The organism is Ammoniphilus sp. CFH 90114, from assembly GCF_004123195.1.
Lineage (GTDB): Bacteria > Bacillota > Bacilli > Aneurinibacillales > RAOX-1 > YIM-78166.
Map to the genome: position 1 here is coordinate 296,439 of NZ_SDLI01000003.1, position 19,784 is coordinate 316,222.

General features: G+C 40.6%; 17 protein-coding genes, 2 tRNA genes and 1 other RNA gene. 14 read left to right on the plus strand and 6 right to left on the minus strand.

The genetic code is table 11. From position 1 onward, the window contains the following. Window positions 1-10 precede the first annotated feature (10 nt). The 14 genes from EIZ39_RS09095 (at window position 11) to EIZ39_RS09155 (ending at window position 13,921) form a co-directional block, all read left to right on the plus strand. Window positions 11-808, plus strand: a complete 798-nt coding sequence (locus EIZ39_RS09095; RefSeq protein WP_129199645.1) for a hypothetical protein — start codon at window positions 11-13, stop codon at window positions 806-808. A gap of 12 nt (window positions 809-820) precedes the next feature. After that, window positions 821-952: a hypothetical protein gene (locus EIZ39_RS27505; RefSeq protein WP_255433907.1), complete on the plus strand. Its 132-nt coding sequence runs from the start codon at window positions 821-823 to the stop codon at window positions 950-952. Window positions 953-1,087: 135 nt separating this feature from the next. Further along, on the plus strand, window positions 1,088-1,504 hold the full coding sequence (locus tag EIZ39_RS09100) for a hypothetical protein (RefSeq protein WP_129199646.1): 417 nt from the start codon (window positions 1,088-1,090) through the stop codon (window positions 1,502-1,504). Between the two features lie 118 nt (window positions 1,505-1,622). Then, the gene (kdpB, locus tag EIZ39_RS09105; RefSeq protein ID WP_129199647.1) at window positions 1,623-3,644 is read left to right on the plus strand and encodes a potassium-transporting ATPase subunit KdpB; all 2,022 of its coding nucleotides are present in this window, start codon (window positions 1,623-1,625) and stop codon (window positions 3,642-3,644) included. Between the two features lie 26 nt (window positions 3,645-3,670). Continuing rightward, on the plus strand, window positions 3,671-5,032 hold the full coding sequence (locus tag EIZ39_RS09110; protein ID WP_129199648.1) for a methyl-accepting chemotaxis protein: 1,362 nt from the start codon (window positions 3,671-3,673) through the stop codon (window positions 5,030-5,032). A gap of 19 nt (window positions 5,033-5,051) precedes the next feature. Further along, entirely contained in the window at window positions 5,052-7,376 is a 2,325-nt protein-coding gene (locus EIZ39_RS27650; RefSeq protein WP_129199649.1) for a histidine kinase, read from the plus strand. 33 nt (window positions 7,377-7,409) lie between these two features. Beyond that, on the plus strand, window positions 7,410-8,042 hold the full coding sequence (locus EIZ39_RS09120; RefSeq protein WP_240675749.1) for a universal stress protein: 633 nt from the start codon (window positions 7,410-7,412) through the stop codon (window positions 8,040-8,042). A gap of 138 nt (window positions 8,043-8,180) precedes the next feature. Then, entirely contained in the window at window positions 8,181-8,840 is a 660-nt protein-coding gene (locus EIZ39_RS09125) for a potassium channel family protein (protein ID WP_129199651.1), read from the plus strand. A gap of 19 nt (window positions 8,841-8,859) precedes the next feature. Then, the gene (locus EIZ39_RS09130; RefSeq protein ID WP_129199652.1) at window positions 8,860-10,200 is read left to right on the plus strand and encodes a TrkH family potassium uptake protein; all 1,341 of its coding nucleotides are present in this window, start codon (window positions 8,860-8,862) and stop codon (window positions 10,198-10,200) included. A gap of 853 nt (window positions 10,201-11,053) precedes the next feature. Next, an RNA gene (gene rnpB / locus EIZ39_RS09135) (RNase P RNA component class B) lies at window positions 11,054-11,518 on the plus strand. 59 nt (window positions 11,519-11,577) lie between these two features. Continuing rightward, window positions 11,578-11,651, plus strand: a tRNA-Gly gene (locus tag EIZ39_RS09140). Window positions 11,652-11,748: 97 nt separating this feature from the next. Next, window positions 11,749-11,824: transfer RNA gene (locus EIZ39_RS09145), tRNA-Ala, on the plus strand. 214 nt (window positions 11,825-12,038) lie between these two features. After that, window positions 12,039-13,481, plus strand: coding sequence for a SulP family inorganic anion transporter (locus EIZ39_RS09150; RefSeq protein ID WP_129199653.1), 1,443 nt, complete (start codon window positions 12,039-12,041; stop codon window positions 13,479-13,481). 20 nt (window positions 13,482-13,501) lie between these two features. Beyond that, entirely contained in the window at window positions 13,502-13,921 is a 420-nt protein-coding gene (locus EIZ39_RS09155) for a universal stress protein (protein ID WP_129199654.1), read from the plus strand. Between the two features lie 258 nt (window positions 13,922-14,179). Here the strand turns inward: EIZ39_RS09155 and EIZ39_RS26505 are convergent, their stop codons facing one another. The 6 genes from EIZ39_RS26505 to EIZ39_RS09180 form a co-directional block, all read right to left on the minus strand. After that, window positions 14,180-14,338 carry a hypothetical protein gene (locus EIZ39_RS26505; RefSeq protein WP_164984986.1) on the minus strand — a complete coding sequence of 53 codons (159 nt, stop codon included), beginning with the start codon at window positions 14,336-14,338 and terminating at the stop codon, window positions 14,180-14,182. A gap of 2 nt (window positions 14,339-14,340) precedes the next feature. Then, window positions 14,341-15,579 carry a Ger(x)C family spore germination protein gene (locus EIZ39_RS09160; RefSeq protein ID WP_164984987.1) on the minus strand — a complete coding sequence of 413 codons (1,239 nt, stop codon included), beginning with the start codon at window positions 15,577-15,579 and terminating at the stop codon, window positions 14,341-14,343. Next, window positions 15,576-16,658: a GerAB/ArcD/ProY family transporter gene (locus tag EIZ39_RS09165; RefSeq protein ID WP_129199656.1), complete on the minus strand. Its 1,083-nt coding sequence runs from the start codon at window positions 16,656-16,658 to the stop codon at window positions 15,576-15,578. Before EIZ39_RS09165 ends, EIZ39_RS09160 begins: the two co-directional genes overlap by 4 nt. Then, window positions 16,655-18,142, minus strand: coding sequence for a spore germination protein (locus tag EIZ39_RS09170; RefSeq protein ID WP_483296028.1), 1,488 nt, complete (start codon window positions 18,140-18,142; stop codon window positions 16,655-16,657). The genes EIZ39_RS09165 and EIZ39_RS09170 overlap by 4 nt, the downstream gene beginning before the upstream one ends. A gap of 171 nt (window positions 18,143-18,313) precedes the next feature. Continuing rightward, entirely contained in the window at window positions 18,314-18,493 is a 180-nt protein-coding gene (locus EIZ39_RS27275; protein ID WP_483296032.1) for a cytochrome C oxidase subunit IV family protein, read from the minus strand. Between the two features lie 142 nt (window positions 18,494-18,635). Next, window positions 18,636-19,775, minus strand: coding sequence for a M20 family metallopeptidase (locus EIZ39_RS09180; protein WP_129199657.1), 1,140 nt, complete (start codon window positions 19,773-19,775; stop codon window positions 18,636-18,638). Window positions 19,776-19,784 lie beyond the last annotated feature (9 nt).

A 19,784-nucleotide genomic window follows, 5' to 3' on the forward strand; every position in this document is an offset into this window, starting at 1 on the left:
GTTACCTGCCATGAGTGGAATGGATGATCAAAGAAAACTAAAGCAAATTGAGGAATTCCTCGATGAGATCACACAAGTGATATCAGAATGTAAGGCATGCTTATTAGAGAGAAGAACCGTGTCTGGAGATGGTTCTCTAGAGAGGGAGTTCTTCTCTAGCATGACACAAGTGTATGCCAAGGAGGAAGAACTCCGAAAGAGCCAAAACAATGCCAGAAAGTCAAACACAAGAATTACCACCATGCTATATCAAGAACTCGCCCTATTTTTTCAGAATAGATTCCCTTCCCATCTTCAAATGGAGCCTCAACAGGATGTACTGTTGCTGAAACAAAATGAGGATCAAGTTGGGGTGATCAAGATCATTCCCAATCTATCAAGTTACAAAGGGATGAAGTGGTATATCAGGGTCAATCGTATTGTTTCCCAAGCGAAGGAACAGTATCAGGTCGCTGCAGAGAATATCTATTTTATTGTAGGAAATTTACTTAACGGTTTAGACAGTGGAAATGTACAACAGAAATTGGGTACGGAAATTACCACTGGCAATGAATTATTGAAGATCAAACATCGAAAACAGCTGTTGAGATATTTAGATAGTTATGTGTTAGGTGCTCATGCCCTTCCTCGCCCAAGGGAGCAAGTCTATTTCTTAAGTGCTACTCTCAGTCCTAACGAAATGGGTAAGGTATGGATGGAAAAACAGGACTGGGTAAGGCAGCAAGTAGAACAGGAACTGTGGATAAGGCCTTCAATTAGCGAGTTAATTTCAACCTTACAAGAGAAGTATGGAGCAGCTAATTCCTAAAAGGAGGTATTCATGAACTCAGACTTGGAAGAAGCGAAAAGACTGAAAGTGGTTAACGATGATGTGAAGAGGGGACTATTTATTGCTTTGGCTCTATCGTCCGTCATTTTACCCATTGCCTATTATTTTTACCTTTATAAATAAGAGTGGGAGACGGGACATCGCATAGACTGATGTAGACAATTCTTCATCCACCTTCCATGATCATTAATCAATTGGAAGTGGTGAACAGGAGCCGTTTGCATTGGTCTTTTTTATACCATCTAATGGAGGCGGATCATGAGTACTACTATCTTAATTTTGGGAAGAGGAGCTCAATTTGAGTGTTTCACTTCTAATTTTACTGATTTATCTTCATTCATGAAGGAACCAGGTGAGCACACCTATGTTTGCTATATCCAAAATACTAGCGTAGTAGGTTCTTCTATTTGCATGGAAGAGATTCAGCACCGTTCCCTGGAGTACTCGAGTTATGATATGACCTACGTATTTCCAGACGATTTAGAGAAGCCTCTCGATTGGATTAGCTTGCTTCATAATCTTGGTTTGAGACCGATCGTAATTACACAAAACGTGAAATATACCTCCATTTTCAAGCTGTTTGGAGCTCAACATGTGATTTGTTGTAAACCAAGTATTACGCACTACCGTTGGCTCGTAGAGGAAATTACAAGTCTTATGAGTAGGAGAGCTTGAACATGGTCATTGTATCCATTTTTGCAGTAGGGATTCTCATATATTTAGGCTACGCTCTAGCCAATATTGAGAAGTTTTAGATTGCTGATATAGTTGGGCAAAAGGAGAACAACACAGGATGAAGAGAGGACTAATAAGTCAAGCAATTAAAGATAGTTTCATAAAGTTAAATCCCATTCATATGATGACAAATCCCGTGATGTTTGTGGTTGAAATGGGGACGTTTCTGATCCTACTAACTATACTGTTTCCCTTTCTTTTTGGAACTGAGAATCAGATTCTATACAATGTCATTGTGTTTGACATCCTCTTTTTAACCGTTCTATTTGCTAATTTTGCGGAGGCTTTCGCAGAGGGGCGTGGGAAGGCCCAAGCGGATAGTTTGAAAAAGGCGCAAAAAGATACTGTTGCCAAACGAATACATTCGAGTGGGAAAATAGAATCGGTTTCTTCTTTAGAGCTAAGGAGAGGAGACTTAGTACTAGTCGAAGCGGGGGAATTTATACCTGGCGATGGAGAGATTGTGGAAGGAGTAGCGTCAATCGATGAATCAGCCATTACAGGGGAATCAGCTCCAGTCATTCGAAAGGCAAAGAGTGATTTCAGTTCCGTAACGGGGGGGACGATGGTGTGTAGTGATTGGATCAAAGTTAGAATCACTACAGACCCTGGCGACTCCTTTATCGATCGTATGATATATCTCGTAGAAGGTGCCAAAAGGCAAAAAGCGCCTAATGAAATTGCACTGAATACATTGTTAGTGGTGTTCACCATTATCTTTTTGATCGTTGTCATGACGATGATTCCCATCGCTGGTTATTTAGGGATTGAGATGGACCTGTCGACTTTAATTATTCTTTTGGTTTGTTTGATTCCTACCACTATTGGTGGACTGCTTTCGGCCATTGGGATTGCGGGAATGGATCGAGTCACTCGATTCAATGTCATTGCTAAATCTGGGAGAGCAGTTGAAGCGGCAGGGGATATTAATACGATTATCCTAGATAAAACCGGGACAATTACCTTTGGGAATCGGTTAGCAACTTCGTTTATTCCTGTTTCTAATGTAAATGAACAAGAACTCATCGAAGCTGCGGTCATTACTTCACTGTATGATGAAACTCCAGAAGGAAGCTCAGTGCTTGAGCTTGCAAAGAACATGAAGTTTCATTGGAATATAAAGAATTACGATAAAGGAAAAATCATTCCCTTCTCTGCAGAGGAACGGATGAGTGGGTTAATCTTAGAAAAACAAGGTACATATCGAAAAGGAGCCGTCTCGGCTATAACGCAATATATTCAATCGATAGGCGGATGTATTCCCGTAGATTTATTTCGAATTAGTGATCAGGTTTCAAGTCAAGGGGGCACCCCTTTAGCAGTATGTAAAAATGAAATGATTCTAGGCGTCATCTACCTGAAGGATACGGTTAAACCGGGAATGAAGGAAAAGTTTGAAGAGCTTCGCAAGATGGGGATTAAGACCGTTATGTGTACAGGGGATAATGCGTTAACGGCCGCCACCATTGCCAAGGAGGCAGGGGTTGACGAATTTATTGCGGAGTGTAAGCCGGAAGATAAAATCCGAGTGGTAAAAGACGAGCAAGCAGAAGGAAAAATGGTGGCCATGACAGGGGATGGAACCAATGATGCTCCCGCTTTAGCACAAGCAGACGTTGGATTAGCGATGAACAGTGGGACTATTGCGGCTAAGGAAGCAGCGAATATGGTCGATTTAGATTCCGATCCAACGAAGCTAATTCAAGTCGTGCTTATTGGTAAACAGTTATTGATGACTCGTGGCGCCTTAACGACATTTAGTATAGCAAATGACTTTTCCAAGTACTTTGCCATTATTCCAGCCATGTTTAGTCAGGCCATTCCTTCATTGAATATATTAAATATCATGAACTTGCATTCCCCCATGTCTGCGGTGTTGTCAGCTCTTTTATTTAATGCGCTCATCATTCCGGGACTCATCCCGCTTGCCTTAAAGGGAGTTAAATACCTTCCCATGAGTGCGAATGAATTGCTTTCTCAAAATTTAATGATCTTTGGATTAGGAGGGATCCTCTTTCCTTTCCTAGCGATTAAAATGATAGATATTATCCTTGTATTCTTGTTCTTTCACTCTGCTTAAAATATTCAATCTAGGTAGGTACTCAAATGAAATACACCATTCGTTTAAAGCTGATGCTAGGATTTCTATTTATCGCATCCCTATTAGGAGTGACAGGAGAAGTTTACTACTATTATATTGACGAACTCGATCAAGCGTACACCTCGGTCATAAAAGAACAGGCAACCTCTCTAACTCAGGAACAACTACAACGCTTAGAAGAACGGAGTAAGGAGATATCAGAAAAAGTGGAGTCAAAAAAGCAGGCCGTTCATCTCTATAGTGTTACCGCATTTTCACTTTCTATCCTAGTTGGTGCTTGGATTTCTGCCAAGATCTCTAAGCCAATGAATACAATAGCGAAATCAGCGGAGGCTATGGCTTTAGGAGATCTAACAGGAAAAGATATAGAAGTTAGTCATCAGGATGAAACAGGAAACGTGGCTCAAGCGATTAACCAAATGGCACGAAATCTACGAAACCTGATCAGTCGAGTAGGACCGAGCTCAGAGGAAGTCGCTACCTCCTCTACAGAGCTATCGCAACACGCAACTCAGGCGAAGCAGTCTATTCATCAGATTGTTTCGGCATTCCAAGAAGTAGCTGTAGGCTCGGATAAGCAAGTAGGTGCTGCTCAACAAACAGCTAAAGCCATGAACCAAGTTCATGCTGGGATTCAACGCATTACGGATGCCTCATCGGTCGTTTCGCAATCGGCACTACAAGCAACGGAGTTAGCAGAGAGAGGAGAAGACGTTGTAAATCGGACCGTTTCCCAAATGAGATCGATTGCTATTTCTGTAGATGAATCGGCTAAAGTTGTAAGAAGCCTAGGCGCGAAATCACAAGAGATTGGTAAAATTATTGAAGTCATTACCTCGATTGGCAGTCAAACAAATTTATTGGCTCTCAATGCAGCGATTGAAGCGGCTAGAGCAGGGGAGCAGGGGAAAGGATTTGCGGTAGTAGCCAACGAAGTCAGGAAGTTAGCTGAACAGTCGCGGCAATCGGCTGAACAAATTGCCTTGTTAATCAATGAGATTCAACATGAAACCAATCAAGCTGTGAATTCCATAGAAAAAGGAACAGAAGATGTTGACTCAGGTGTTTTAGTTGTCCATGAGGCAGGAAAAACATTTCAAAATATACTCCGGGCGGTTCAACAGGTCACAATACAAATTCAGGATGTTACAAGTATTTCAAAGGACATTGCTACATTCTCTAAGGATGCCACTTCATCAGTAGAAGAATTATCCTCTATTGCGAGGACGGCTGCTGACAGTATGAAGCAAGTAGCGGTAGCTTCCGAACGACAATCGGAAAATATGGACCAAATTGCTTCAGCTACGGATTCGCTTAGCCGACTTTCTATGGAATTAAAGGGACTGATCCAGCGGTTCAGAGTATAAACGAAGAGGGGGGGGAATTATGCAAGAACCATTTCGAAGGAAATCGCCAGAAGAACTCTTGTATTCCATTTCAAAAATGCATTTAGGTAGATTAAAAATCATTCTCGGAGCAGTCAGTGGTTCAGGGAAAACCTACCATATGTTGCAAGAGGGGAACAGCTTAAAGAAACGGGGCATTGATGTCATCATCGGTGTGGTTGGCTCTTATCATCACCCGAAGACGATGGAACAAGCTGGCGATCTCGAAATGATCCCCCCTATTCGCTGGAACTGTGGAAATCAAGAGAAATATGATCTTAATGTGGAAGAAATCAAAGATAGAAACCCTGAGGTCGTCTTAATTGATCAGTTGGCACATCGAAATCGTCCCGGTGCCCAAAGGGAAACCCGTTTAGAGGATGTTCAATACCTCATTTCTAATAATATTAGTGTGATTACAACAGTAAACATTTATGAGCTAGAAGGAGTCAAAGAAATAGCGGAAAAACTTACTGGAATACCACCGCAAGTTGACTTTTGTGTACCTGTAGATACATTAGCGAAAGCAGATGAGGTTCGACTACTAGATGTAACTCCAGAATCAATATTAAAAAGAATTAAAGAAGGAGTAATCCACATATCAGATCACGGGGACCAGCGCAGTAACTTACTTTTTGCTAGAAATAATCTGGCTGTTTTACGAGAGTTAGCCCTGCGAGTGGTTGCTGAAGGGGTGAATGATGACCTCGACGATTATCGTGAAAAGCATGGAATGGTGGGAGCTTCTGGGGCATCAGAACGAATTTTGGTTTCTGTTCAGTATCATTGGAATGGCTCGATCCTTATCCGTCGAGGACATCAAATTGCCAAACGCTTAGGGGCAGAGCTGTTGGTGGTTTGCTTTAAATCTCAGAAGCGTGAACTATCCAAAGAGGAAGCCACCTTTCGAAGATCCATCATTAAATTAGTGGAGAAGCTAGGAGGTAGCTTTGAGGAAATCCCCTTAGAACAAGATAGAGAAGTAGCTTATAAAATAGTTCAGTACGCCATGAATCAAAAAGTCACCCGTATTGTCATGGGACAATCCAAGAGAACTCGTTGGGAAGAAGTGATGAGAGGCTCCATTGTGAATAAAATTATGAGCAAGACAAAAAACATTGATATTTTCATTGTGGCTGATCGAGGTGAAAAGGAAGGGGAGCGAGTAATCCCTGCCAAAAATCTGGATGTAACTCAAGCCGACCCTTATCGTCGATTATCCATGGAAGAAAAGGTAGAAGCCATTGAGAGAATAAATCGCGGAACATTCAAAGTTTATGTGGGTGCAGCCCCGGGAGTCGGAAAGACTTTTACCATGTTACGAGAAGCCAATCAGTTAAAGAAACAAGGAATTGATGTGGTTATTGGGCTACTAGAAACACATGGGAGAAGAGAGACAGCCGAACAGGTAGATAAACTAGAGACGATTCCTAGAAAGCAAATCAATTACAAAAATGTAACATTAGAAGAGATGGATACAGATACCATTATTAGACGTAATCCGGAAGTAGTATTAGTCGATGAGCTCGCTCACACCAATATACCGACAAGTAAGTATGAAAAAAGATATCAAGACGTCGAAGAAATATTAAATGCCGGTATATCTGTAATCTCGACAATGAATATACAGCATCTTGAAAGCTTAAATGATAGTGTTGAACAAATCACTGGAGTACGTGTCCGCGAAACTGTGCCAGATCATATTCTTCACCAAGCTGATGAGATTGAATTAGTTGATATTTCACCCAAAGCGCTACGTCAGCGAATGAGAGAAGGACATATCTATAAGATGGAGAAGGTGGAACAATCCCTATCCAACTTTTTTAAAACGGGAAACCTCATTGCCTTGCGTGAACTGGCTTTACGTGAAGTAGCAGATGATGTCGATGAGCGCTTGGAAGCATGGGAGCGCAAACGAACATTACGAGGTCCTTGGAGACAAGAAGAAGTGATATTTGTTTGTGTGAATATACGATCGGATAGTGAACGATTAATCCGAAGAGGGTTTCGCATTGCCTATCGATTGAAGGCGAAATGGATTGTAGCGTATGTGAAGGATCATCCTTTAACCCAGGAGGAAGAAATACAACTCGAGAGATTAATAGGATTAACAGAAAGGCTCGGGGGAAGATTTGAAATATATGAGACACAAAATAGAAGAGTGATCTTTAAAGAATTAGTAGCAAAGATGAATGAAAAAGGGGCTACTCAAGTCATCATCGGTCAATCGGCTCGTACCCGCTGGAAGGAGATATGTGAGGGGTCGGTTGTTCAGAAGTTATTACGTGCAGTAAGACATTTGGATGTCTTGGTAGTGGCGGATTAATCTAGCCCCCTTCCTAATAAAGGAGAGATGAAAATGAAAGAAGCTATTCTTGTATGTGTCAGTTATGGACGAAATGCAGAGCGACTCATTCGGAGGGGCTGGAGAATGGCTCAATCCTTTCAAGCACCATTGTATATCCTAACTGTGGATACGGTAAGTTATGAGGAATATCAAACGGAGAAGCAAGAAAATCTGACTGTATGGAAGGAACTAGCCAAGCACTACCAGGCAGAGTTCTTCGTTGAGAAAAAGGGTTCACGCACCGTGGCAGATATTATTGTTGAGATCTCTCGACGAAAGCATGTTACGCAAATTGTCCTTGGACAGACCGCTCAGAGTCGTTGGGAACAGATAACAAAAGGTTCCATTGTTAATGAAATACTCAAGAAGATTGATTTCATAGATTTGCACATTGTTTCGGTACAGCGGGAGCTGCATCAGTGGGAGGACCAATATGAGAAAGGCGTTAGAGCTTATCTGCAAAAGGTAGAAGATGGATATTTATTAGCTTTTGAAAGAACAGAAAAAACGGACGTAGAGGGCATATTCTTTAAGGATCTTCATACAGATTTTGAGAGTGGGCTGTTTAAGTATATAGAAAATTATCAGACTAAGATCATTAAGGTGTCGGATGGACGGGTAAAAGACTGGACCAACATAGAGTAGTATCATAAAGAAGCGATGCCACTCTATAGGGCATCGCTTTAAGTTTCGATAAGCTTCAGGATAATAGGTTTGCAAATTTTGTATATTAAGAGTAAGATATCATCCATTAGTAGTGATTATGAGAAAGGAAATTTATCTATGTCAGAAAAAACCTTTGCTGTCATCGGTATGGGACGATTTGGCTCCAGTGTAGCAAAAACACTTTATGAAATGGGCTATGAAGTCATGGCGATAGACTCAAGTGAGGAAAGAATCCAAGAGTATATTTCTTATGTAACCTACGCTGTTCAAGCCGATTCAACCGATGAGCAAGCTTTAAAAGAATTAGGTATTCGTAACTTTGATATTGTTGTTGTCGCAATCGGGGATGATATTCAAGCTAGTATTCTCACAACACTCATTCTTAAAGAACTAGGAGTAAGGTACATTACCGTCAAGGCGCAAAACGAACGCCATGGAAAGGTACTGTATAAGCTAGGAGCCGATAAGGTGGTATTTCCTGAGAGAGATATGGGTAGCCGAGTAGCTAACAATCTGGCATCACCCAACGTTTTGGATTTCATTGAATTAGCTGAGGATTATAGTGTAGTGGAAGTGCTTGTAGGAGAGAAGATCGTGGGGAAGTCACTCGTTGAATTAAATATCCGAGCTAGATTCGGTGTGAATGTGATGGCCATAAAAAGTGGACCCCATATTAATATTGCTCCACAAGCCAATGACAAGATTCAACAAGAGGATATCCTGGTTGTGATTGGAGAAAATCAGGATTTAAAGCGGTTTGAGCAGCACATTATGTAAGGATTAGAGGGTATGGGTTATGTTTTCTTTAAAGAAGCTAAATCTAATCGAGTTGCATCCAGCACGGCTATTAATCCTAGGTTTTGGGTTCCTAATCTTCATCGGCACCCTTCTCTTGATGCTTCCCATGGCAACGATAGATGGTCATGAATTAAATTTTATAGATGCATTATTTGAGGCAACATCAGCGGTTTGCGTGACAGGATTGGTCGTTGTGGATACGGGAACGACCTTTACGCTTTTCGGACAGATTGTTTTATTAGCGTTAATTCAAATCGGCGGTTGGGGATTTATGACTGCCGGGGTATTTATGTTTATTGTCTTAGGAAAGAGAATTGGATTAAAAGAAAGGGTGGTACTTCAAAGCACCTTAAACCAATTCTCTATTCAAGGGGTAGTCAAGCTAGTGTTACTCATCATTTCTTTAACGGTTTTTATTGAATCTGTGGGTGCTCTACTATTAGCGTTTCGTTGGTCATACGAGATGCCTTGGAGCCAAGCATTGTATTATGGTATCTTTCATTCCATCTCTGCGTTCAATAACGCAGGATTTGGGTTAGAGCCAGATAGCCTGAGTAAGTGGGTGGGAGACCCTACGATCAATATTGTAATTACATTCTTATTTATGGCTGGTGGAATAGGCTTCACGGTAATCTTAGACTTGTGGAACAAGAAGTCCTTACGGAAATTATCCCTACATTCCAAATTAGCTTTACTGGTTTCTTTAGCTCTGAACGTCACAGCTACTCTGATCATCTTTGCCACAGAATATAACAACCCTCAAACCATTGGCCACTTCTCTCTCGCAGACAAGTGGTGGGCGTCCTACTTCCAAGGAGTGGTGCCACGTACGGCTGGTTTTAACACGATCGATATCGGAGAAATGATGATTTCCTCTCAAATTTTTATTATGTTCTTGATGTTTATCGGAGCTTCTTCCGCCTCAACAGGAGGGGGGATCAAGGTCACTACGTTTGCCCTCATACTATTGGCCCTTTGGAGCTTTCTTACGGCTAGGGAGAATGTGAGTATCTTTAAAAGAAGAATTCCCTGGGAGTTAGTGAATAAAGCCTTCTCGATTGCAGTCACCGCGATCATGTTTGTAGGTTCAATCTTCTTTTTGCTTACTTATACCGAACAAGCAGAAATGCAATTGATATTATTTGAGACAATATCTGCCTTTGGTACCGTAGGTCTATCCGCTGGATTAACGGGAGATCTATCCCCGGCAGGGAGAGTTCTTATCACGATTTTAATGCTTATTGGAAGAATTGGTCCGTTAACGATGGCTTTTGCCCTTATGAAGCAAGGCAATAAGAGTAAGGTGAAGTATGTAGAGGAAAAAATTTTAATTGGGTAGCTTGATTTAAGTAAATGAAGCTGGAGCCTCTGCAAATCTATTTGATTTAACATCGTATGATGCAAACGTCCGATTACTTCCAAACTCAAATGAATTTGTCGTGGATTTCCTCGATACAAACGGAAAAAAGTAAAGACGTTTACGCGGAAAGCAGACATCAAGGCGTACGGTGATGCCAATAATGAATACTTTTCTTTAGCTGTTCCTCTTTGTTGTTGAAGTAAAGGGGATAGCGGAATAACAAGGTGAATTTATAAAAGTTGATTTCAGCTTGGTTCTTCTCGATAAGGGGATTGCTGTTCGCTGTTTTAAGACCGACTTATTGGAGATAAAATCATTGGGGCCAAAATTGGGGCCAAACTTTACAAAATGGCCCCAACTTCCACTCACTAGACCTCAAAAAGAGCAAGTGAAAAGCCATTAAAATCAAGGGTTTTTAACTAATCTAGATGATAACCAACATAAATGTAGACATTCCTAAACTGTGAGTCGGAGGTTCGAGTCCTCTCGGGGCCGCCATAGAAATCCAGTTGTATCAAGGGTTTATCTGTAATTATCTGTTACAGTAAAAATCATGAAACACCCCGATTGGGGACAAATTGGGGACAAATAGTACAAAACAACCCCATACATAACTTAACGAAACCATAGGATAAAGCAGGTGAGGAAGCTAACTCATCTGTTTTTTATTTATGGGGACATTAAAGGAGAGGATATAAGTGCTGGTGATAATGAAATCCGTTTAGTTTATTGCCATGGATGGCATTACCTCCGTTTACACAAATGGAGTAATGATTTTGATCCTGATATATGATAAATTGTTACTTGTCGCTGATTAAACGAAAGAACATGAAATGGTGAGTAGTTGCGCGGCTGAATGCCGTGAGGAAAGTCCAGGCTCGCCCAGTGCTGAGATGCACGGAGTGATCGTGCCATTCGCAAGGATGGGCAGTTGATATTAAGTCAACTGACGGCGGTGAAATCTTGCTAAGTCCTTCATTGGATATGCTGAAAGTAACCTGAAAGTGCCACAGAAACGGGGCCTTGTCTAAAAGGATGGAACGGGTAAACCCCACGAGCGAGCAACCCAAATATTCTCTATCTTGACATCAAGGTTCCACCTCAAATTTGATAAAATCATTTTATCAAATTTGACCCGAAGGGTTGATGTCAAGATAGGGAAATGGTAGGGGCACCTTCCTGCGGGAATTCAACCAAAGGGACGGATCGGCATTGCTGATAGTTAAATGACTACACCTGTATATGTGCGAGATTGGCATCGTTTGAGCACAGCAGGAACAAAACCTGGCTTACAGCCATTTCATCAGCCAACGTTCTTTACTCTTATCTTCCTTTAAGGAAATTAATTTTTCTTTTGCGGGTGTAGTTCAATGGTAGAACTCCAGCCTTCCAAGCTGGTCGCGAGGGTTCGATTCCCTTCACCCGCTCCATCTTATGGTGATATACTCACCGCCCAAAGGCAACGGAAGCTTTCGAACAGGTAAGATCTGGAAGGAAGCAGCCATCAGGAAGTATTCCGTGTGCTATGGGGCATTAGCTCAGCTGGGAGAGCGCTACACTGGCAGTGTAGAGGTCAGCGGTTCGATCCCGCTATGCTCCACCATACATAATGAATTTTAGTCTAAACGAGCTTGATTCTACAGGCTCGTTTTTTTTGTGTTTTCAACATGCACGCTAACGGGCAGTTTAACGTAATAAAGACCGTATCTCCTTCCTCTTTATGGACCAATTTGGAAAGATGTTCATCCCCTTCTTTGACATCAACTACACATACTAACCTTAAAAGGAAAATGAACTAAATAAGAGGAGTGTGACTTATGGATTCTATAAAAGAATCTTGGTTCGGGAACATAAAGGGGGATGTTCTTGCCGGAATAGTGGTAGCGCTCGCTCTAATACCGGAAGCTATCGCTTTTTCCATTATAGCCGGTGTAGACCCAATGGTTGGATTATATGCTTCCTTTACAATAGCTGTAACCATAGCCTTTGTTGGCGGAAGACCTGGAATGATATCTGCTGCAACTGGTGCGATGGCACTGTTAATGATAACTCTGGTAAATGAACATGGTCTTGACTACCTGTTAGCAGCAACCGTGTTAACAGGAATAATACAAATTATTTTCGGTGTTCTTGGTTTATCGCGTTACATGAAGTTTATCCCCCGCTCTGTTATGGTGGGATTTGTAAATTCGTTAGCCATTCTTATCTTTATGGCTCAAATTCCTCACTTCTATGGTGAGGCATGGATAATGTATATAATGGTTGCAGTAACTTTAGCTATCATTTACCTATTTCCGTATTTAACCAAAGCCGTTCCTTCCACATTGGTAGCAATTATCACTGTTACAGCATTTGCAATGTTTAGCGACACGGGGGTCAGAACGGTTGGAGATATGGGGGCCATTTCAAAGTCCTTACCCTCCTTTTTTATCCCAAATGTCCCATTTAATTTAGATACTCTGATAATTATCCTTCCCTATGCACTAGCCTTAGCGATGGTCGGACTTTTAGAGTCCCTACTTACAGCTACGATTGTAGATGATATGACGGATACAGGAAGCGATAAAAACAGGGAAAGCAGCGGACAAGGTATAGCAAATATCGTTACGGGATTCTTTGGAGGCATGGCGGGTTGTGCGATGATCGGACAATCCATAATTAATGTTAAATCAGGTGGTCGAGGACGCCTTTCATCTTTAATTGCCGGAGTTTTTCTCATGTTCCTCATCGTCATCCTTGGGGACATTGTGGTACAGATTCCTATGGCAGCACTGGCTGGCGTAATGATTATGGTATCCATCAGTACGTTTGATTGGAATTCCATTCAAACGCTACACCTCCTACCAAGAACAGATGCCATTGTGATGCTGGTCACTGTTGTCACGGTTGTTTTCACGCATAACTTAGCTATTGGTGTTTTTGCAGGGATAATCTTGAGTGCGATATTCTTTGTATCTAAAATATCCAAAGTGGAGATTAACAGTGTCTTAGAACATAATAGGCGCATATACCGTATTACGGGGGAACTCTTCTTTGCATCTGTGACGGATTTATTGGCTGCTTTCAACTACAAGGAAAGCATTGATGAAGTGGAAATTAATTTAAGCAAGTCTCACTTGTGGGATGATTCAGCAGTAGCAGCTATAGATAAAATCGTTTATAAATTTGAGGAAAACGGGATAAAGGTGAATGTAACAGGACTAAACGAAGATAGTTCGGAACTTGTGGGTAAATTAGCCAATAAATTTGGAAGTCATTAGTTCAAAAGGAGGTACTCTAAATGTATAAGAAGATTCTTTTGGCAACAGACGGTTCAGAACACTCCGTTAGAGCCGCAGAGAACGCCATAGCCCTTGCGAAATGCAACGCTGATTCCAAAGTAGAGGTAGTATTTGTAGTAGACGAGGACAGGGCAAAATCAGATGTGTTAAGGAATTGGAATACTGCCGGAGTAGCGGATACAAGAAGAGAAAAATTTAGAACGGCTGAAGAAAAAGCCAAAAACGCAGGAGTAAATTACGAAATCAAAATTCTTCGCGGGGAACCTGGTCCGACAATTGTGAAGTACGCCAATGAAAATGGCTTCGATATTGTGGTTATTGGTAGTCGCGGATTGAATGCCCTACAGGAATTTGTTATCGGCAGTGTCAGTCATAAAGTAGCAAAAAGGGCAAACTGCCCCGTGCTAATTGTAAAATAGAATCAAAAATTTACTGGAATATTCTAATAAAAATGGATTCCCCTCATGAAAGTCATTTAACACATTTACATTCAAAAAAGAAAAAACAAAAGAGACAGCGTAAACGGTCTCTTTCATCCAAGGTACAAGCAAGCTCAATTTTCTAATGTCCCGAAGGAGCAAGAAAAAGCTATTTATGCTGTTGAATCAATTAAAGCTGACGGTAAGAAATTAAGAGCCGACTTCGTAAAGTCGGCTTGTTAGATTATATTATTCCCCTTATCTAATTTTCACAGAAAAAGCTAATGAAATCATGATAATGATCATACAACCAATGGCTAATGCGCCAAGACGATTCCCTTCTTGATATACTACTTTTGTGTACAAACAGCTATAAATGAACGAATAAACAATTACTCCCCAGAAAACAATCGACATGATTACTCATCCTTATAATTTTTATTTTCAGTTGTACGCAATTTCAAACCAAATTCATTTAATTGAATGGATACTGAAACATCGATACGGGCCTTCGGATACTGACTCTTCCAATCAAATTTCTTGTACTCTTGGTTGGTCAAAAATTGCTTTCTTGCTACCATGGACCAGTAAAACGGACATGCCTCAAATTCAGTTTGGGACTTGTTAATGATCCTTAACATTTTATCCTTCATTCCAGTTTCCAAAGAGTCCTTCAATAGTTGCTGCTTTTTAATATCCTCCACATAGTCCTCCATGCTCGGAATGGCAATAACTTCTAAAGTGATAGGAACATGGACTTCTATCTCTGGAGTTTCACTATCCAGTTTCATCTTGATATCTGTCGATTGTTTTTTTAGTAATCTTGCGGCAATACGATACTTGGGGTGAAGAGGGTCAGGATACGTTACAAGCATCTCCTCTGTCTCTAACGTATTATCTAACAAGATGGCCAAACGCGTCTCTTCGCCTGTTAAAGTTCCAATTACCTTCCCTTTTTTTATTACAGCAGATCCGATAACCTGTGCGATATCTCCACCTTCCTTCGGAACTTGCCCTGCCAGAAATTCGTCTTCGTTTCCATCCTTTTTTTTATTCTCCTTCTTTGTAGTCACATAAGGAGCTAGAAATAAGTCTTCTCCTCCTTCCATCACTTGAAGGAAACGATGAAGGCTAGAAGGTGGTACAAGACCGGTCTCCATCGATCTTTGCATCATAAATTGGTAGTATTTATGAGGTCTGGTTTCAAATTTTGGTTTATTATTTTGAATAAACTCCTTGGCACTTTCCTTAGAGATGATAAGCCATGTATCACGTCGAAGCTCTCTGTCACGAGTCATGGTATAGGCAAACTTTAAGAATTCATCACTACGTGAAAAATCTTCGGAAACAATAAGAGTTCGAACGTGATTATAAGTCATTTTCCGTGTAATAAAGGAGTTAGCGATATCTTTCGCACTAAAGAAATCGGTAGCAGTAAGAGAAAACGTTTGAGCAGGTTCTTCTTCATTACCTCCAGCTTTTGCTGATGTCCCTACTTCAGGGTTAGCTACTTTATAGGTAATGTTGATATATCCGTTCTCCGCTTGGTCGATTCCAATTACAATGACTTCTGCAAGTTCCTCCAACTCAGTTTTATCCCAACAACCCGTAGTCAAAAAAAATGATGTAAGGAGAAAAATGATATGGAACATTCTCATGTAGACAAATCCCCTTTCCATTTAGCCGTTAGCCAGAGGACTATGGGTAAACCCAAAAAGAAGAAGGAATCGATGTTTAAAAGCATGTCCCGATAATGTAGGACGTTATAGATAGGATTTTCAGGCAACATACCGGCAAGAATCACGATAATAGTCAAAGGTAATAATATAGGTTCGAATTCTTTGATTTTAAAAATAGCCCCAAACAATAGGGAAGCAATATAAAGATAAATGGCAAAGCGAATAAGGGCAGCGATGAGCCAGAATCCCAAAAATAGGGTTTCAATATTGGTAAAATAGGTTCCTAAGCGAACATATCGTGCCAGTTCGTGAAAGGGGTAGGCTATTTTTTCTAGAAAAACGATGGCATAAACGAAAATAAAGAAGGATATCTCCACTGCCGTGATGACCAGCCCCATCCACAACCCTTTTCTAAAATTCTTTCCCTCCATGACCAAGGGGTAAATCATCGTTAAAACGAAAATATCTCCAAAGATCGAGCTCTTAAGAAGTGATTCTTTTAAAATGACATCCACACCATCACCTAAAAGTGGGAAGGCTCTTCCGAATACCCCTTCAGATGAACCGAGAATTCCAAGCAATAGTAAGGTTACCTTTATATATGGAATCGTAAGATAAGCAGAAGAACCAATCGCTTCTAATCCCATTTTAGCAACCATATAACTTACCCCGATGAATACCCCGTAAATAGCCAAAAGAGGAGTTGTTGTAAAATACATGGTTCCCAGAATATCTGAGTAACTGCGACTTGATGTTATTATGGCTTCGATAACTATGATAAAAAGGAGGATACCTACAATAAAACCAATATACTTACCAAACAAATGTACGATAATATCGTATAAGTTTTTATCTTTATACCGTTTGAAAAGTGAAAGTAAAATGAAAAGGGATGGAGCAATAATAATAAGTGAAAAAATAGGGACCATCCATGTGGATTGTTTAACGTGATTAAAGATAATGGCTGGAGTCATATCTGTAAGTTTTGAACCGATCGAAAGAAGAATAAGAGAAACGAATTCTCTTATTCCAATTTTTCCTTGTGAATAGTTACTCATCCTTTTCTCCTTGGTCGCTTGGTTTTCAAAAAGGCAGGTCGAAACAACTCATTTTGCACAATCCTTCGAAATATGGTATCTCCACTAGACCTATATTGAGGGGTCATAGGAGCAAAAAACGGTACTCCAAAAGATTTTATTGTTGTTAAATAAGAAAGACCCATGACCAAAACTCCCATGATGCCTAAGAAACCAAACGTGGCTGCCCCCAAAATAAATCCAAATCGACCGATACGAACAGCAAAATTAAAACTAATATCTGAGATTAAAAAAGAGGATAAACCACTGATGGCTACAACTATAATGATGATAGGACTAACAATATTCGCTTCTACTGCGGCTTGTCCTAAAATTAAAGCACCTACAATGCCAATCGTTGGGCCAATAGCACTTGGAATACGAAGTCCAGCTTCACGTATGAGTTCAAAAGCGACTTCCATGATTAAAACTTCTACGGCAATGGGAAAGGGCACCTTTTCTCTAGCCCCTGCAATCGCAAGCAGTAAATCAGGGGGTATCATTTCACTATGAAAATTAGTGATAGCAACATAAGAAGCCGAAGTTAACATTGCAATGAGTAGGGCTATCACTCGTAGAATTCGAATATAGTTTCCATAAGGCATACGAAGATAGTGGTCTTCCACCGAATGGAAAAAAGACCAAAAGGTTGTAGGTAATAATAAAGCACTTGAGGAGTTTTCCATGAGAATTGCTACATAACCCTGATCAATATGTGATGCGACCCGATCCGGTCTTTCCGTATATGCCATCGTTGCTACCAGTGATTTTGGATTATCTTCAATGTATTGTTCAAGTATTTCTAGATTAATGACCCCATCACTCTGTATTTCTTTAATTCTTTTCTTAACCGAATCAATGAGGTTAGCATTTGCCACATTACTGAGATAGACAATTACCGCATCATTATTGGATATATTACCCACAGTTACATTTTCAAATACCAAGTTCTCATTTAGAATTCGCTTGCGAATTAACCCCATATTATCAGATGCGGATTCCGTAAAAGCCTCTTTAGGTCCTTTTAAAACAATTTCACTCTCTGCTTTTCCAATCGAACGTTTAGGAAATTTGGTTACATTGAGGAGATAGATATTTTTGTCCCTTTCAACGATTAATCCAACAGACCCTTTTACCATTTTTGTAAGGGCATCCTTACGATCACTCGCTATCTCTATAGATTTAGCCGTTATTAACGATTGGAGTGTACGTGATTCAGAATAATCTAATGTTAGTGGTCGAATGATAGCTGTTTCCAATTCTTGTGAATCTACTATCGTTTCAAGAAAGAATAACTGTGCTGTTCGTTTCAAACTAGGGATGAAAACTTCTCTTATTTTAAAATCTTTGTTGTTAGGGTAATGAAAGGAGCTCTTTATAAATTCCGTTAGGTCTTTTATATGTTCAACCGATTGATTTTGGTTTGTTTTTCTTTTTTTCTTAAAAAAAAGTCCCAATTTACTCAACCCAATTCTTCCCTTTTTTATTTATCTTTTCCAATGGTGGCAACTAATAATCCAACATGATGACTTTCAAAATAATGAGATGAGTTAAGGAGAAGATAACAGTGTAAGGGCTAGGCAGATATCTGCCTAGCCCATTTTGTATGATTCCTGTTCTGGAATCTTGTATAAATCTTACATATCCCAAAGGAAAATGAGCAATGTTCCAAAAACGGTGATAAGAGCCATGGCAATCATAAAATACAATTTCCCATAAATTATCCATTTATCTTCCGTTTCACCAGCGTGCATGAATACAACAAGCTGCAGTAGAGCTTGAATAAACGCTGTGATAATGAGATAAACCGAAAAGATAGTTACTGTTAGAACTAAGGAAAAGAGAAATTAATATAACGTTTATCATAACTGAACATATTGCAACAGGCAGAGATTCATAGAGATCTCTGCCTGTTTTTGCTTGGTCGTTGATATAAAACTGTATGTCCGCAGTCACTTATTAAAACTCTAATTCTTGAATTAACAATGCTAACAGTGCGGTCCTTACTGGAATCTGATCGATATCTACAAATTCGTGAGGGGAGTGGGCATAACCACCTCTAGCACCTAGCCCATCGAGAGTCGGGATGCCACAAGCTGCTGTAAAATTGCCGTCACTCACTCCACCTGTGCCTTGTTCTTGTAAATCTAAATCTAGCAATTTCCCTAGTTTTTTTGCTTGGGAGACGAGGAGGCCTACGCCTTCTGTTCGCTCCATTGGAGGTCGGATAAACCCGCCTTTAATAGAAAGCTCAGTATCTTTTAGCACAGGCTGAAGGTGGAGAAGCTCCTCCTCGATCTTTTTCATCTGCTCAATAGACTTTATCCTTACATCAATTTCAGCTTCAGCCGATTCCGCCACGACGTTAGCTCCGATTCCACCTTTAATTAGTCCAACATTTAAGGTGGTTCCGTTAGCGTAATCCGTAAAGGAATGGATACGAAGGACTTGATGGGATAATTCTTCAATGGCGGAGACACCACTTTCTGGATTAACTCCGGCATGTGCAGAAATTCCTTTGACCGTGAGATAGAATCGGCCACTTCCTTTTCTCCAGGTTTTTAGCGCACCCAATGGCTCAAGAGGAGGCTCTAATACAAAACAGACATGAGAACGCTTGGCCTCCTCTTCAATCCACTTCCTTGAACTTGGGCTGCCGATTTCTTCATCGCTGTTAATGAACAACACGACCTGCGTATCTACTGGAAAGAGGTCTAGATCTCGAAGTGCTTTTAAGGCAAAAAAAGCTTGCAGGAGACCTGCTTTCATATCATATACACCGGGTCCGTAGGCCTTGTTCTCTTTAATAGAGAAGGGGCGTTTAGTCGCTTCGCCCATCGGCCAGACCGTGTCATAGTGTCCCATGATCAAAATTTGCTTAGAACCCTGCCCAAAGGTGCACCGTACGATGTTCCCATAGTCTTGGTTTTGAATGATCTCAGAACGACCGCCAACAATAGATTCAAATTGAGTAGCGTACCACTGGGCTACTTGATCATTTTGTTCTTTTTCTTTCGATGGAGAGTCCATATTGACACTCTCTTCCAATAGATTCAGAAATTGAGGTAACTCCTTCTTGATGTGTGAAAGCAAAGCCATAAATAGACA

Bases quoted from the DNA above. Each gene is read 5' to 3' on its own strand.
- EIZ39_RS09155 (WP_129199654.1), top strand. From the start codon at position 13,502: ATGTATAAGAAGATTCTTTTGGCAACAGACGGTTCAGAACACTCCGTT.
- EIZ39_RS09100 (WP_129199646.1), top strand. From the start codon at position 1,088: ATGAGTACTACTATCTTAATTTTGGGAAGAGGAGCTCAATTTGAGTGT.
- EIZ39_RS09120 (WP_240675749.1), top strand. From the start codon at position 7,410: ATGAAAGAAGCTATTCTTGTATGTGTCAGTTATGGACGAAATGCAGAG.
- EIZ39_RS09125 (WP_129199651.1), top strand. From the start codon at position 8,181: ATGTCAGAAAAAACCTTTGCTGTCATCGGTATGGGACGATTTGGCTCC.
- EIZ39_RS27505 (WP_255433907.1), top strand. From the start codon at position 821: ATGAACTCAGACTTGGAAGAAGCGAAAAGACTGAAAGTGGTTAACGAT.
- EIZ39_RS09110 (WP_129199648.1), top strand. From the start codon at position 3,671: ATGAAATACACCATTCGTTTAAAGCTGATGCTAGGATTTCTATTTATC.
- EIZ39_RS09165 (WP_129199656.1), bottom strand. From the start codon at position 16,658: ATGAGTAACTATTCACAAGGAAAAATTGGAATAAGAGAATTCGTTTCT.
- EIZ39_RS09095 (WP_129199645.1), top strand. From the start codon at position 11: ATGAGTGGAATGGATGATCAAAGAAAACTAAAGCAAATTGAGGAATTC.
- EIZ39_RS09150 (WP_129199653.1), top strand. From the start codon at position 12,039: ATGGATTCTATAAAAGAATCTTGGTTCGGGAACATAAAGGGGGATGTT.
- EIZ39_RS09130 (WP_129199652.1), top strand. From the start codon at position 8,860: ATGTTTTCTTTAAAGAAGCTAAATCTAATCGAGTTGCATCCAGCACGG.
- EIZ39_RS27650 (WP_129199649.1), top strand. From the start codon at position 5,052: ATGCAAGAACCATTTCGAAGGAAATCGCCAGAAGAACTCTTGTATTCC.
- EIZ39_RS09180 (WP_129199657.1), bottom strand. From the start codon at position 19,775: ATGGCTTTGCTTTCACACATCAAGAAGGAGTTACCTCAATTTCTGAAT.
- kdpB (WP_129199647.1), top strand. From the start codon at position 1,623: ATGAAGAGAGGACTAATAAGTCAAGCAATTAAAGATAGTTTCATAAAG.
- EIZ39_RS26505 (WP_164984986.1), bottom strand. From the start codon at position 14,338: ATGTCGATTGTTTTCTGGGGAGTAATTGTTTATTCGTTCATTTATAGC.
- EIZ39_RS09160 (WP_164984987.1), bottom strand. From the start codon at position 15,579: ATGAGAATGTTCCATATCATTTTTCTCCTTACATCATTTTTTTTGACT.